The 12,617-nt window shown below is 47.2% G+C and carries 8 protein-coding genes; 6 read left to right on the top strand and 2 right to left on the bottom strand.

What is annotated here, in order from left to right; all coding sequences use genetic code 11:
- Nucleotides 1–335: 335 nt before the first annotated feature.
- On the bottom strand, nucleotides 336–2,150 hold the full coding sequence (gene lepA, locus QUA62_RS23025; RefSeq protein ID WP_006632512.1) for a translation elongation factor 4: 1,815 nt from the start codon (nucleotides 2,148–2,150) through the stop codon (nucleotides 336–338).
- A 328-nt stretch (nucleotides 2,151–2,478) separates the two neighbouring features.
- On the opposite strand from lepA, the gene QUA62_RS23020 reads away from it, so the two are divergent.
- The 3 genes from QUA62_RS23020 to QUA62_RS23010 all read left to right on the top strand — a co-directional run bounded on the left by QUA62_RS23020 (nucleotide 2,479) and on the right by QUA62_RS23010 (nucleotide 6,728).
- Nucleotides 2,479–2,706, top strand: a complete 228-nt coding sequence (locus QUA62_RS23020; RefSeq protein WP_006632513.1) for a type II toxin-antitoxin system CcdA family antitoxin — start codon at nucleotides 2,479–2,481, stop codon at nucleotides 2,704–2,706.
- A 560-nt stretch (nucleotides 2,707–3,266) separates the two neighbouring features.
- Nucleotides 3,267–5,168, top strand: coding sequence for an ATP-binding protein (locus QUA62_RS23015; RefSeq protein WP_333407007.1), 1,902 nt, complete (start codon nucleotides 3,267–3,269; stop codon nucleotides 5,166–5,168).
- Between the two features lie 750 nt (nucleotides 5,169–5,918).
- Entirely contained in the window at nucleotides 5,919–6,728 is an 810-nt protein-coding gene (locus tag QUA62_RS23010) for a GAF domain-containing protein (RefSeq protein ID WP_333407006.1), read from the top strand.
- Between the two features lie 307 nt (nucleotides 6,729–7,035).
- Here the strand turns inward: QUA62_RS23010 and QUA62_RS23005 are convergent, their stop codons facing one another.
- The gene (locus QUA62_RS23005; protein ID WP_333407005.1) at nucleotides 7,036–8,574 is read right to left on the bottom strand and encodes a PAS domain S-box protein; all 1,539 of its coding nucleotides are present in this window, start codon (nucleotides 8,572–8,574) and stop codon (nucleotides 7,036–7,038) included.
- A 320-nt stretch (nucleotides 8,575–8,894) separates the two neighbouring features.
- Between QUA62_RS23005 and QUA62_RS23000 the strand changes: the two genes are divergently transcribed.
- From QUA62_RS23000 to QUA62_RS22990, 3 genes are all read left to right on the top strand, one after another.
- On the top strand, nucleotides 8,895–9,545 hold the full coding sequence (locus tag QUA62_RS23000) for a DUF3386 domain-containing protein (protein WP_006632518.1): 651 nt from the start codon (nucleotides 8,895–8,897) through the stop codon (nucleotides 9,543–9,545).
- A 279-nt stretch (nucleotides 9,546–9,824) separates the two neighbouring features.
- Entirely contained in the window at nucleotides 9,825–10,061 is a 237-nt protein-coding gene (locus tag QUA62_RS22995) for a NifU family protein (RefSeq protein ID WP_006632519.1), read from the top strand.
- A gap of 221 nt (nucleotides 10,062–10,282) precedes the next feature.
- Nucleotides 10,283–12,529, top strand: a complete 2,247-nt coding sequence (locus tag QUA62_RS22990; RefSeq protein ID WP_333407004.1) for a glycoside hydrolase — start codon at nucleotides 10,283–10,285, stop codon at nucleotides 12,527–12,529.
- The last annotated feature ends 88 nt before the right edge of the window (nucleotides 12,530–12,617 follow it).

Here is a 12,617-nt window from a genome sequence, read left to right as displayed (position 1 = left end):
CTCCAAAAGTGCGTGAAGCGTAGTTATCCCGTAGGGAAGCGCTCTTAATCTAACTTCCCTAACTCTTTGTATTTATCTGGATTTAAACACTCCTGGACGCACTCCGACAAAGAAACCGGGTTTTTTACCGAATTTACCGTGTGTAACGCGTCTTTCGGGAAAAAAACCCGGTTTCTGGGCCCCCACAGGGACGGGCAAGATGCCCATCCCACAAGAAAACAGACTCTTTGTGGAACAGGCATCTTGCCTGTTCTAGATGACTGCAAACAACTACAAAAAAACAGACTCTTTGTGGAACAGGCATCTTGCCTGTTCCTGACAAAATGCCACACAGATTACGAATCTCGATCGAGCTTCAGCACAGCCATAAAAGCCTCCTGCGGCACATCCACAGTACCCACAGACTTCATCCGCTTCTTACCCTTCGCCTGCTTTTGCAGCAACTTTTTCTTCCGCGAAATATCACCGCCGTAACACTTCGCCAACACATCTTTCCGCAAAGCCGGAATGTGCTCCGAAGCAATCACCTTCGCGCCAATTGTCGCTTGAATCGGCACCTTAAATTGATGGCGAGGAATCAACTCCTTGAGTTTTTCCGTCAACCCGCGGCCCACATTGTAAGCCTTATCCCGGTGTACGATCATCGCCAAAGCATCAACCGGATCGCCATTAATTAAAATGTCCATTTTCACCAACGGATTTTCGCGATAACCGATAAGGTGATACTCCATGCTCGCATAGCCGCGCGATCGCGATTTCATCTGGTCAAAAAAGTCCGTCACCACCTCCGCCAAAGGCAACTCGTAAACCAGCGTAGTTCGGCCTTGACTCAGATACTTCATATCCATAAAAATGCCCCGCCGACTTTGAGACAGTTCCATCAGCGCGCCCACATAAGTTTCCGGCGACAGCATTTCTACCCGCACATAAGGTTCCTCAATTTTCTCGCGATACTGAGGATCGGGCAAGTGGCTGGGATTGTCAATTGTTAATACTTCTCCCTTAATTGTTGTGATTTGATAAACCACAGAAGGAGCCGTAACAATCAAATCCAAATTGTATTCTCTCTCCAGTCTTTCTTGCACAATTTCCATGTGCAGCAAACCCAAGAAACCGCAGCGGAAACCAAATCCCATCGCACTCGAAGTTTCCGGTTCGTAAGAAAGCGCCGCATCGTTGAGTTCGAGTTTTTCTAAAGCTTCCCGCAAATCGGGAAATTGGTCAGCATCGATCGGGAACAAGCCGCAAAAAACCATCGGTTTTGCTTCTGTATAACCCGGCCAAGGCTCCGGTGCAGGCTTTTTGACCAAAGTAATCGTATCGCCGACGCGAGCATCAGCTACTGCTTTAATTGCCGCGCCCAGATAACCCACTTCCCCCGCGTGCAGTTCGTCTACTTGAACTTGAGTCGGTGAAAGGATGCCCAATTCATCGATGACATATTCCTTACCCGAAACCATCAACAAAACTCGATCGCCCTTTTTGACACTTCCGTCCATCACCCGGAAATACACAATTACCCCGCGATAAGGGTCGTAATAACTGTCAAAAATTAGCGCCCTGAGCGGTTTATCAACAGTATCCTGCGGCGGCGGCACCAATTCGACGATCGACTCCAAAATCTCATCTATACCAATTCCTTCCTTAGCAGAAGCCTCAATCGCCCCGCTACAGTCCAGACCGATAATTTCTTCAATTTCCCCTTTTACCCGTTCCGGTTCTGCCCCGGGCAGGTCAATTTTATTTAAAACTGGAATAATTTCCAAATTATTTCCCAAGGCAAGGTAGACATTTGCCAGGGTTTGTGCTTCCACGCCTTGAGATGCGTCTACCACCAGCAGCGCCCCTTCGCAAGCAGCGAGCGATCGCGACACCTCGTAAGAAAAGTCCACGTGTCCGGGAGTGTCGATCAGATTCAGCACGTACTCCTGACCGTCCTTGGCAGTGTAATTCATTCGAGCCGCTTGCAGCTTGATCGTAATGCCGCGTTCGCGTTCGAGATCCATATTGTCTAAAAACTGCTCCTTCATCTCCCGTGCCTGCACAGTCCCAGTCGCCTGCAACAGGCGATCGGCCAAGGTGGATTTTCCGTGGTCGATGTGAGCAATAATCGAAAAATTGCGAATGCGAGATACAGGGACGTTAGTCATGTTTTTTATCGAAGAGCTAATCGGCAAAGGATACTTTTTGTTGTATGATCACACAAGCAAGAGTAGAGTGCTTACTTCAACCTCTTACTGGGGATTGAGATGAAACCACAACTGAGGCAAACCTCAAGAGTATCAGTTATTAGCCTTTCAAGTGTCCAAACGAGCCCGGACACCCAAAAGGAAAAAACTTTTCTCTCTCTCATTGTACAGAAAGCGGTTAAGCGGTTGAGGAAAGGTTGGGTGCAAATCAGGGACTTCCAATATCTAGTCCAGTCGGTTGTCATCAAAAGAATTGAAACTTAAGAATTAAAACTAGGATTTTTAAACTATGAGCGAATCAAGAATACCTTCCCACAGTTCGTCAGAAAAAGTCGAACTGTCCATCCATATCGATTCTGAACTGCTAGACCAAATTAAGCACTTGACGAATGACCCCAGCAAAGTCATTGAAACAGCAATCAAGCAGTGGCTCAGAGGCGAGCGCCGCGAAGACGAACTGGCTCTGGGTTTGCGTCGCAACCCGCCAGTCCCGCCCCGCGGTGAATGGAACGACTGAGGTGCTCTCGCCCCCGACGGCGCGCGCAAATCTGCAGGCTGTGAAATTTAGATCGCGCGGGCGATCTCCTGCAGATTTCGTGGCTAAAGCTACAGGTGGTGGGCGAGTGAACTCGGCTAAATCACAACCTCGGAACTATTCCAGGTGAGGGAAAAAATGCGTGAGCCATTCCCTGATTAGAGTTGTTCGCAGCCTCATATTTTGGCGTAATTTTCACACTAGATAGTTAATCGGTGCAGATTCCTAATTTCTCAATCTTAATTTTTATCTTTAAATTACCCAAAACGACTGAGAACGAATAGTTTTGAGTGGTGAGTTGAGTTCAAAATTAAAGAATTAATATTTGATGAGTTCATTAATCACTCAAAACTCAACAGTAGAAGTCTAAAATTTTTGCAAATTGTGAGTTTTGAGCTATTAATGTTTTAATGAAAAAGCCAACAACTTTTTAATTGATAACTCACAAATTAACAGTAGAAGCCCCAAAAAATGGGTAGTATTGAGTTCTTTATTAAAAACTCAATACTCCAAAATCCGAACTACTTTCATCCCCTACTCTGATGGACTCTAACACAGATTTCCGGCGATCGAGCCTCGCCTCTACAGTTTTTTTTCAAGAGTTAGGGGCAGAATTAGTATTTACCCAAGACGCCTCTGGTCGATATCTATCTTTTTACTGGCAAAAAGCCGAGCAGTACAACCTTACAGCAGAACAAATTGTCGATCGCCCTCTCAGCGAAACCCTGCAACCCCTCGTCCCTGCTCCTTATCTCGATATCCTGCGGCGGGTACTCGAAACCCTCGTACCGCAAAGGTTCAGCTATCCATTTTGCCACGCCGGACAATATTTTCTCTTCGATATGACACTCACTCCGGTGATCGACTCAAACGGCAAAGCTGCAAAAGTCTTAGTTATGGGAAGGCTGCTGTCTGACAAACCCACAGACAGACGGCCCGACTCCCCAGAATTCATGCTCTATCGAGCTTTGCCGTCCCCTTGGGACGCCCGCCAACTAATGTCGCTTCCAGCGAGCCGTATCCCCGGTCGTCGATCGCTCCCTCCCTACTCGGAAATCGACCGTAAAGTCATCTCCCAAATTGCACAAAACCTGCACAAAACCCTCGATTTAGACACAATTTGGCAGCAAACTGTTAACAGCTTGGGTCAAGTTTTGAACGCGAGTCGCTGCATCATCTGTTCCTACAAAAAAGACAGCGAAAATCTCGAAACCTCCCCCTTCCTTGCCTCGGAAAATCAGCAAAAATCGACCGCCGCAACAGCCGAATTACAACACTCAATAGCTAGCGACCCCTCGCCCCCGCTTTCCCCAGCTCAAATCGAAAATCTTCAATCGAAAACTTTTAAAGTAGTAGCTGAGTACCGCCAAGAAGCTTACTCTTCTATGCTGGGATTAGAACTGCGCGCAGCCGAACAGCCAGGATGGATTCAAACTTTAGCCACCTTAAAACCAGTAGCAGTCGATTACGCCTCCCCCGCCACCGATCCCTTCCACCGCCATTCCGTACTCGTAGCAGCTACCTCCTATGAAGACCAACCCAATGCACTGATATGTTTGCACCGCTGCGGCAGTTCCCCGAAATGGAGTCATGTCGAACTCGAATTCGCCCGCGAGTTAGTCGCTCAAGTCGGCAGTGCGATCGCCCACGCTACACTTTACCAAGAATTAGAACAGGCCCGCGCCGAAGCCGTGGCTCTTTCCCAACTTAAAAGTCAATTTCTTGCTAATACTTCTCATGAACTCCGCACCCCCCTCAACGGCATCCTCGGCTTCCTAAAACTGCTTGTGGACGGCATGGCAGATGACCCCGAAGAAGCGCACCAATTTATCGAAGAAGCTTACCGATCGGCAGTACATTTGTTCAATGTGATTAACGATATTTTGGATATCGCTAAAATCGAAGCTGGCAAAATGGAGTTAGACCTCGCTCCCGTCAAACTCGGCGAACTCTTGCAGCAAGTTGAGAATTTTACGCGGGTTCAGGTGCAGCAAAAAGGATTGCAATTTCAAATCCAAAAACCCCCTGTGGAGGACGACATTATTGTGTACGGCAACTACCAACGCCTGCTTCAGGTAATCTTGAACCTCACGGGCAATGCTATTAAATTTACCGGGGAAGGGGGAATTCGCATCAGTGCCGAGGTTATTAAGAAAAAGGTGACTGTTCACAACCAGCAATTCCCCGGAATGGTGAAAATTAGAGTTGCTGATACTGGCATTGGCGTTTCTCTCGACAAGCAGGATAAATTATTTGAGTCGTTTTTTCAGGTAGACGGCGCTCGTACCAGGCAATACGGCGGCACTGGTTTGGGATTGGCTATTTCTCAAAAACTGGTAGAAGCAATGGGGGGTACAGTAAATTTTTACAGTATGGGGGAAGGACTGGGAGCGACTGTTACTTTTACGGTGCCGCTTTATCAAGAACCACTATTTAAAAATTAATCATCGGCCGTCAATCATCGGTAATCGATTATCTGGACGTTGAAGGAATCAGCAAGAAGCAAGAAGCAAGAGGGAATCAGGAATCAGGAAAAAAACAGCTATAGCGGTTCTAAACTTTCGTGAGGTACTCGCCAGCTTTCTTACCAATTACCAATTACCAATTACCAAACTGTACGTTACTTATAAAAATCGCTATATTCGTGTATCCGTGAGTTCCGTTTCGTGAATAAAGGTCATCGATAATTGATAATTATCTTACAACACAGTTCGATCGTCCCTGTATCAATTTTAACTTTTCTCCATCGCAAATCTCCCTCCTTGGGAGCTTGCAACTGAGATCGATCGCCCCTGCCACTTCCGACCCCACCCAGAATTCGCATCAATGGAATCCGGGGTACGGATAACAAAGCTCATCTTTATTTGTGCGCCGGGATCTCACAGATCCGAGTAAACCCGCGCACACCGCCAGCTTTACAAAAACTTAATGCCAGCTTATACGACTGATTCAGCTTCCCAACCCCCTACTGTAAAGGATTATTAAGCATACTGGACGCTCTCAGTTCTCTGGGAAAATCATAAAGATCTTGTAAAGACACCGAAACTACTTAGTAATGTTTAACGGCGTGTGGGAAGATTTAAGTAGAATTACGTAATCCCTAAGTCGGCCAGCGGCAGACTGGCAAATTCAGTAATTCCTGCTCTGTTGGCGGAATGGTAAACTTTTGCCAGTCTATTAGAAAAAGGGTTGCTATGAATCAGCAAATATCAGCTCAATCGCAAAAACTTTTACTCCAAATTGGCAGAAAGATTCGTCGAACCTTGGATCTCGATAGCATCTGGCAGCAAACAGTTAACAGTCTGGGAGAAACACTAGGCGTCAGCCGCTGCATCATTTGTCCCTATGAAAGTTCTAGCCTGCAAGTCAAAGTAGCTGCTGAATACTGCCAAGAACCATTTTTACCCATGCTGGGAATGGAAATCTCCCTCACAGCAGCACCTCATTTCATTCAAGCTCTAGCCACCCTCGAACCGGTGGTAGTAGAGTCCTTTGCAGCCAATGACCCTTTTGGGCCGCAGTCGCTGCTAGTGGTGGCTACCGCTTATCAACAGCAAGCTAACGGCATAATTAGCTTGCATCAGTCCAAGGGCCGATCGTCGCGGAAGGGTAAGACAGATCGACCTTGGACTCAATCGCAGATCGAATTCGCACAAGAACTTGCCGAGCAAGTAGGAAGTGCGATCGCCCTCGCCACCCTCTACCAAGAGCGCAGCAAGCGAGTACAAGGACTATCCCAGCTCAAAAAGCAATTTTTGTTGAAGGCGTCTCACGAGCTCCGCACTCCCCTAAATCACATCATCGGCTATCTACAACTAACCATAGACGATCAAGCTGACGATCCGATAGAGGAGAGAGATTTTATCCAAGAAGCTCACCGTTCGGCTATCCACCTTTCTAAGGTAATTTCCAATATCTTAGATTACATTGAGTCAAGTGAAGCTTGCCAAACTCACGCAGAGTTAGCCACTTTCAGGAGTCAGGAAAAACCTGGGCATCAGTAAACCTTCTAGTGGCGTATTTAACAAGTCTAATATTTACCGCGCCAACAAGTTTTACCTTGGAAAAAGCTGACACTTTATCGATAGATTCCCTCACTAAATTCGGTAGCTGGTTCATCAATTATTTTTAGGGAATTATAGTTTTACACAGTACAGCATAGCAACTACTACACGTAGTAGCCCGGTGTATTTATCATATTATGTCTGCTCGAACGACTTCCATCAAATAGGTTATTTGACCGGAAAGGATATTGCAAGCATAAGATTGCACTTTCGCACTTTTAATGATTTTAACTTGTGCTTGATAGAATTACCCACTGCCCTTTTTTTTCGGAGTTTTTGGAGGGCTGACATAGCGCGCCCAAAAAGGTTCCTCCATATCTTTCATAGCTGCTAGTTTTTGGCGCTCTTCCTCTATGCGCTTGCGTTCTGAAAGATCGGAAAAGATGTTGATACTGCCGACAGTCTGGCCGCCCGGATCTCGCACGCGTGCGGCCCAAAGCCAAACATCGATCGAACTACCGTCTTTTTTCAACAAAGATATTTCCAAACCGTTTTGCGGTTGGCCATTAGACGCAGACTTTAGCAGCGCGTAAAAATCTTGCTTTTGGCCTTCAGGAATATTCGGTAAAGGTTTCCCTAAAACCTCAGCCGCAGTCCAGCCAAAAAGTTGTTCGGCGGCGCGGTTCCAAACAACGGTATTGCCGTCATTGCTGGTACAGTTAATCGCCAGCGGCGCCGATGCTATCTGGGCTTGCAAAACTTGGTTAACGAGTTGCAGTTTCAATTCTACTTGCTTGCGATCGGTAATTTCCTGACAAGCGCCCCACAAACGGACAACCCGCTCAGCAGTTTTGTCCCACACCACTTGCCAGTAGTCCCGCACCCAGCGCACCTCGCCTTTTTGATTAATAATGCGATACTCATTAGCTCCAGTGCGGCTGAAATTACAGCCTTCTAATTGTTTAATTAACATTTCCCTATCGTCGGGATGAACGAGTTCGGAATTCCACCAACCAAACGATTCTAATTCTTCAGGAACGATCCCGGTGCAGCGCTCAAAAGCTTCTGTCGCCCACTCGCAGGCGAACTTGCCGTCGGGCAGTCCTTTAAAAGAATAGGCAAAATCCGAAGTAATTTGCGACATAACTCTGTAGTGGAGTTCCGACTCTCGGACTGCAATTTCGGCTTGCTTTCGTTCCCCTATTTCCCGCGAATTAATTATAATTCCCTGCACGCTAGAATCGTAAAGCAAACTGTTACCTATCGACTCCATGTAGATCCAAGAACCGTCAGCGTGGCGTTTCCGATATTCGATTGCCCCCCCAATTCCTGGAGATTCTAACAACTTACCAAAATACGTCTGCCAAGCCAGCAAATCGTCGGGATGGATTAACTCGCCGTGAAATTTGCCAATTCTTTCTTCTGGGTTGTAACCCAAAAGCCGCTGTAGGGTTCCGCTGTGGTATCGAACTCGCCCGTCCGAGCCAACAATGCTAATTAGATCGGGAGAATTACGCAGCATAGCTTGCAGTTTTGCTTCACTTTTAGTTAATGCTTGAGTGTCCCTGCGATGCTGGCTGATTTGTTTTTCCAACTGCTCCCGTAGCTGTCTGATTTGCCCTACTTGCTGGGCTACAGTGCGTTCCAAGAGGCGATTATTTTTTTCAATTTCAACCAGCTTAGCCGCGTTATTTGTGGCGCTTTCAAACAAGCGGCTCCCTGCCATTTCCTGTAAAGAATTTGATAAATCTTCCAAAATTTTTGTGAAAATTGCCTGTTGCGGCTGTGGCAATTCCCTAGCTTGTTCCTGCAATGTTTCTAAGTGTTTGTAGACAGTTTCTAGCATTTTATTAAGGGGGGAATCTAATAGTTGCCTGCGGGTGCAACCCCTAAAAAGCGGACACAAGTTTTTTCAAGATAACCCATAACTAAGACTGGTGTCTGGCTTGCGACCCATCGCGCTCTCAATAACCAGGCATTTTGTGACTTTATTTTCAAATCATAGCAACCGATAGAGAAAGTAAATTATTGTTGCGCCCTAATTGCCAGCCCAGCAGCACCGCCAACAAGTGCTCGCCAGGAGTGCGGGTAACTCCCCTACCCAGTGAATGTGGGGCTTCTCGCGGTTAAGCTAAACTAGATGGGTGTCAAGAGAAAGAGGGATTTATGACAGAGCAAGCCAACGCTCGCGATTTGTTTCGCGCTGCTTACGAACACCGCTATACCTGGGATGCCAATTTTCCCGGTTACAGTGCGGATATTGAACTCAAACAGGGCGACGAAGTATATACGGGTCATGTTTCCATCAAACCCGACATGAGCGTGGAAGTCAGCGGCATTCAAGATGAGGAAGTGCAGCAAAGCGTCTACACTCAAATGCGCGATATTGTCACCCACCGCAAACGCTCGACATTTGAAAAATCTCACGGCAAAAATAGCTTTACCCTGGGCGAGAAGGACAGCACCGACGCTGTGGACATCTTGGTGCAAGGCGACTCAATGGGCTCGAATTATAAAATCCGAGGTCTCTCAATTTGTCAAGTCAGCCGGGTGATGGGCCGCATGGCTTTCGTAATTGACACGCACAAAAGCTTAGAGACACCCGAAGGTTCTTTGGCAACCCACTACGATGCCGTTTTCCGCAACCCCCAAACCGACGAAATCATCAAAGAACTCGAATTTGAAGATACCTTTGACAAGATAGGCGACTATTATGTCATGACCAAGCAAGTGGTTCGAGCCAAAGAAAAAGGTCAACAGACAACAACCGAGTTCAACTACTCCAACGTCAAACTGCTAGAACCAGCAGTAGTGTAGCGCGATCGAAAACCCAATTTCTTAAATAAAACGGGTTTTTTTGGATAACGTATCAGAATCAACTTGATTTGGCAGCAAGTAACGCTACGATCGAACGAGAGAGCGAACTCAGATCGAGCATCAGCGTGACAGAAACCGGGTTTCCTGCCGCGGGCTCACCTGAGTGCCTAAGTATTTTATCAAAAAACCCGGTTTCTTAAATCCGCGCGGGTTGAGAATGCTGTACTTGAGTCAAATCGAACTTTCATCAACTGCAAGAAATCATCACAGAGGCGAAATATGACACTAGCACTAACCAGAGATAACGTCGAAACAGTTCTCGATGAAATGCGCCCCTACCTGATATCCGACGGTGGCAACGTCGAACTCGTAGAAATTGACGGGCCAGTGGTACACCTGAGACTGCAAGGAGCTTGTGGCTCTTGCCCGAGTTCCACAATGACTCTGAGAATGGGCATTGAACGTCGCCTGCGCGAGGCTATCCCAGAAATTGCCGAAGTCGAACAGGTAATGTAATTAGTCAGTGGGCAATTGGCAGTTGGCAGTTGACGGTTGACGTTTGACAGTTGACTGTTGACTGTTGACTGTTACCAATTACCAGTTGACGGTTGACAGTTGACTGTTGACTGTTACCAATTACCAACATTTAATTGCCAATTACCAATTACCAAATTTAATTACCAATTACCAATTACCAATTACCAAATTCAATTACCAATTACCAATTACCAAATTCAATGTCTCACCCCCTTTATGTAGCCTTCATTTGGCACCAACACCAACCGCTCTACAAATCCCGAGTATCAGGTAGCGCAGGAGCAGCCCAGTACCGACTGCCTTGGGTGCGCTTGCACGGAGTCAAAGACTACTTGGATTTAGTGCTAATGCTGGCAAAATATCCCAACCTGCATCAAACCGTAAACTTGGTTCCCTCCTTGATTTTGCAGATAGAAGACTGCATCGCAGACAGAGCATTAGACCCTTACTTGGCGGTGACATTAAAGCCAGCAGAAACTTTAAATATCGAAGAACAAGAGTTCATTTTACAACACTTCTTTGACGCCAATTACCACACCCTGATTCAGCCACACCCCCGCTACGCTCAACTCTACACTCAGCGGCAGGAAAAAGGCATTCAGTGGTGTTTGGAAAACTGGAAATTGCAGGATTTTAGCGACTTGCTGGCCTGGCACAATTTAGCTTGGATTGACCCGCTGTTTTGGGACGACCCCGAGATTGCAGGGTGGCTGAAACAAGGACAAAATTTTAGTTTGGTAGACAGAAAAAACATCTACTCAAAACAAAAAGAAATCCTCGCTCGCATCATTCCCCAGCACCGTAAAATGCAAGCTGAGGGACAGTTGGAAGTCTCCACAACCCCCTACACACACCCGATTTTACCGCTGCTTGCCGACACTAATGGCGGCCGCATAGCCATTCCAAACATGACGCTGCCACAACACAGGTTTCAGTGGGAAGAAGATATTCCCCGACACCTGAGAAAAGCCTGGGAAATGTATCAAGACCGGTTTGAGTGCCAACCGCGCGGTTTGTGGCCGTCGGAACAAGCAGTCAGCCCGGAAATTTTGCCCTACATTGCCAAACAAGGCTTTAAATGGATAGTCTCGGACGAAGCAGTATTGGGGTGGACAATTAAACACTTTTTCAACCGCGACGCGACAGGGAATGTCTACGAACCAGAATTCTTATATCGCCCTTACCGTTTAGAAACTCCTGACGGTGATTTAGCTATAGTATTTAGAGACCACAGATTGTCCGACTTGATCGGGTTTACCTACGGTTCGATGGAGCCGGAAAAAGCAGCATCAGATTTAGTGGGACACTTAGAAGCGATCGGCAGAACTCTCAAACACCGACAGTCCGACGGCCAAACCGCTTTAGAAAATCCCTGGTTAGTTACGATCGCCCTAGACGGCGAAAATTGCTGGGAATTCTATCCCGAAGACGGCAAACCGTTCTTAGAATCCCTCTATCAAACTCTCAGCGATAATCCAGATATAAAATTAGTCACAGTCTCGGAATTTCTCGACAAATTCCCAGCAACCGAAACAATTCCCGCAGCCCAACTGCACACCGGTTCTTGGGTAGACGGTTCCCTCACAACTTGGATCGGCGATCCCGCGAAAAACCGTGCTTGGGACTTGTTAGGGCCCGCGAGACAAATGCTGGCAAACCATCCAGAGGCCACAGAAGAAAGCAACCCAGAAGCTTGGGAAGCGCTTTACGCTGCCGAAGGTTCCGACTGGTTCTGGTGGTTTGGCGAAGGCCACACGTCGAACCAAGATGCCATGTTCGACCAGCTATTTCGGGAACACGTAGCGGCGATTTACGAAGCTCTCGGCGAGCCCGTACCCTCGGAAGTGCGACGGCAAGTAGAGGTCCACGAGGTTCAAGGCGACCACCTGCCGCTGAGCTTTATTCACCCGGTGATTGACGGTATCGGCAACGAACAGGATTGGGACAAAGCCGGCCGGATTGAAGTTGGGGGAGCAAGGGGTACGATGCACCGGAGTTCGGCAATTCAGCGCCTTTGGTACGGGGTTGACCACTTGAATTTTTACATTCGTGCCGACTTCAAGGTAGGGGTGCGGCCGGGAATTGATTGCCCGCAGCAGTTAAATTTGTTCTGGTTTTATCCCGATCGCACGATGAACAACAGTCTGATTCCGCTGTCGGGTTTGCCTGACCAAGCACCGCTAAACTATCGATTCCACCATCAGTTAGAGATTAATTTGCTGACGAAATCAATTTGGTTTCAGGAAGCAGGAGAGGGCGATGAGTGGCAGCCTCGCATCAGCAGGGCCCAAGTGGGAGTGGATAAATGTTTGGAGGTAGCAGTGCCCTGGGCTGATTTGCAGATTATGCCAGACTGGCAGGTGAGGCTGATTGCGGTTTTATCGGAAGGGGATTGTTACTCTAGCTGTATGCCGGAAGATGCTTTAATTGAGATCGGAATGCCGTAAAAAGTCATTAGTCATCAGTCTTTAGTCATTAGTCTGTAGGGGCGGGTTTAACAAACAAAATAGAACAGCAAACCCAAATACATATAAA

It is taken from the genome of Microcoleus sp. MON1_C1 (assembly GCF_036701945.1).
GTDB lineage: Bacteria > Cyanobacteriota > Cyanobacteriia > Cyanobacteriales > Microcoleaceae > Microcoleus.
The sequence above is the reverse complement of the archived record's forward strand: the minus strand, read 5'-3'. Positions and strand labels throughout refer to the sequence as shown.

Bases quoted from the DNA above. Each gene is read 5' to 3' on its own strand.
- QUA62_RS23000 (WP_006632518.1), top strand. From the start codon at position 8,895: ATGACAGAGCAAGCCAACGCTCGCGATTTGTTTCGCGCTGCTTACGAA.
- QUA62_RS22990 (WP_333407004.1), top strand. From the start codon at position 10,283: ATGTCTCACCCCCTTTATGTAGCCTTCATTTGGCACCAACACCAACCG.
- QUA62_RS23015 (WP_333407007.1), top strand. From the start codon at position 3,267: ATGGACTCTAACACAGATTTCCGGCGATCGAGCCTCGCCTCTACAGTT.
- QUA62_RS23020 (WP_006632513.1), top strand. From the start codon at position 2,479: ATGAGCGAATCAAGAATACCTTCCCACAGTTCGTCAGAAAAAGTCGAA.
- QUA62_RS23005 (WP_333407005.1), bottom strand. From the start codon at position 8,574: ATGCTAGAAACTGTCTACAAACACTTAGAAACATTGCAGGAACAAGCT.
- lepA (WP_006632512.1), bottom strand. From the start codon at position 2,150: ATGACTAACGTCCCTGTATCTCGCATTCGCAATTTTTCGATTATTGCT.
- QUA62_RS22995 (WP_006632519.1), top strand. From the start codon at position 9,825: ATGACACTAGCACTAACCAGAGATAACGTCGAAACAGTTCTCGATGAA.
- QUA62_RS23010 (WP_333407006.1), top strand. From the start codon at position 5,919: ATGAATCAGCAAATATCAGCTCAATCGCAAAAACTTTTACTCCAAATT.